Origin of the sequence: Streptomyces sp. NRRL S-495, assembly GCF_000966955.1 — a bacterium.
Lineage (GTDB): Bacteria > Actinomycetota > Actinomycetes > Streptomycetales > Streptomycetaceae > Kitasatospora > Kitasatospora purpeofusca.
Genome location: NZ_JZWY01000682.1, coordinates 1 through 1,589, shown reverse-complemented (window position 1 = coordinate 1,589; position 1,589 = coordinate 1). Strand labels below are relative to the sequence as shown.

1 protein-coding gene is annotated in these 1,589 nt (G+C 73.1%); it reads right to left on the bottom strand.

Annotated features, from left to right (window positions below):
• Nucleotides 1-95: 95 nt before the first annotated feature.
• Nucleotides 96-1,424 carry an iron uptake transporter deferrochelatase/peroxidase subunit gene (efeB, locus tag VR45_RS30790; protein ID WP_045943157.1) on the bottom strand — a complete coding sequence of 443 codons (1,329 nt, stop codon included), beginning with the start codon at nucleotides 1,422-1,424 and terminating at the stop codon, nucleotides 96-98.
• Nucleotides 1,425-1,589 lie beyond the last annotated feature (165 nt).

The window sequence follows — 1,589 nt, the reverse complement described above, 5'->3', positions numbered from 1 at the left end:
GGCTTCGAGTCCTTCGCGCAGGCCGATCAGATAGTTGGCGAACACGCCGGCTCCCTGGGGGTGAGGAGGGTGGTACGGGCGAAACGGGCGGGAGGTCAGCCGAAGAGGGCCTGGCCCCACCACTCGCCGGGCTTGCGGACGCCCGCGGGGCAGGCGAAGTGGGCCGAACCGACGTGCTGGATGTACTCGTTCAGCGCGTCGGAGGCCGCGAGCCGCTGCTGGAGCGGGACGAACGCCTTGCGGGTGTCCCGCTGGTAGGCCAGGAAGAACAGGCCCGCGTCCAGCCGGCCGAGGCCGTCGGTGCCGTCGGTGAAGGAGAAGCCGCGGCGCAGGATCATCAGGCCGTCGTTGGAATCCGGGTGGGCCAGCCGGACATGGGCGTCGTCGGGCATCGCCTTGAGGTCCGGGGCGTCGTGCTCCTTGGTCCGCCCGTACGCGGCGCCCTCGCCCTTGGTGCGGCCGAAGACGTCCTCCTGCTCCTTGAGCGAGGTGCGGTCCCAGGTCTCGATGTGCATCCGGATCCGGCGGGCCACCAGGTAGGAGCCGCCGGTCATCCAGTCCGGGCCCTCGCCGGGGGCGGCCCAGACGTGCTCGGCGAGCTTCGCGGTGTCGGTGCCGGCGATGTTGTGGGTGCCGTCCTTGAACCCCATCATGTTGCGCGGGGTCTGCGCGTCCGGGGTGGTGGACGAGGTCTTGCCGAAACCCAGCTGCGACCAGCGGATGTTGACGGTGCCCATGCCGATCCGGGCCAGGTTGCGGATCGCGTGGACCGCCACCTGCGGGTCGTCGGCGCAGGCCTGGACGCACAGGTCGCCGCCGCTGCGCTGCGGGTCGAGGTTGTCGCCCTTGAACTTCGGGAGGTCGATCAGGGCATCGGGCCGCCTGGCCTTGAGGCCGAAGCGGTCCACGCCGTCCTTCTCGAACAGGCTCGGACCGAAGCCGATGGTGAGGGTGAGCCGGGAGGCCGGCAGGCCCAGGGCCTCGCCGGTGTCGTCCGGCGGCGCCTCCGGCAGACCGCTGGCGGCGCCGCTGCCGACCTCGCGGCCGCCGGTCATCGCGGCGGCGGCCTTGGTCCACTCCTTCAGCATCCGGACCAGCGAGTCGCGGGTGGCGCTCGACGAGATGTCGAACGCCGCGAAATGCAGCCGGTCCTGGACCGGGGTGGCGATGCCCGACTGGTGGTCGCCGAAGAACGGGATGTCCGCGGTGGCGGCGGGCGCGGCCGGGGTGTCGTCGTCCTGACGGGTCGCGGCGGCGACCGAGCCGACACCGGCGGCACCCAGCGCGACCCCGGCACCGGCCCAGCCGATGACGGCACGGCGGCTGACCGGGGCGCGGCCGGCGGACGCCTCGGCGGTGGCGTCGGCGGTGGCGTCGGCAGTGGCGGCCGGCGTCGCGTTCTGCTGCTGGTTCTCGGCGTCCATGGGCGGGTGGACCCTTCTCTGTGCTGAACTCACGGATGCCGTGGCGGCCGCAGGGGCCGCCACGGCGGAGTACCGGATGTGGTGCGCGGTGCGGGGTCCGGTGCGCGCGCCGCGGACGGCCGCGCGCACCGGAATGCGGTTGTTACTTGACGACCACGGCGGCGG

Coding starts and splice junctions, on each gene's coding strand:
- efeB (WP_045943157.1), bottom strand. CDS start 1,424: ATGGACGCCGAGAACCAGCAGCAGAACGCGACGCCGGCCGCCACTGCC.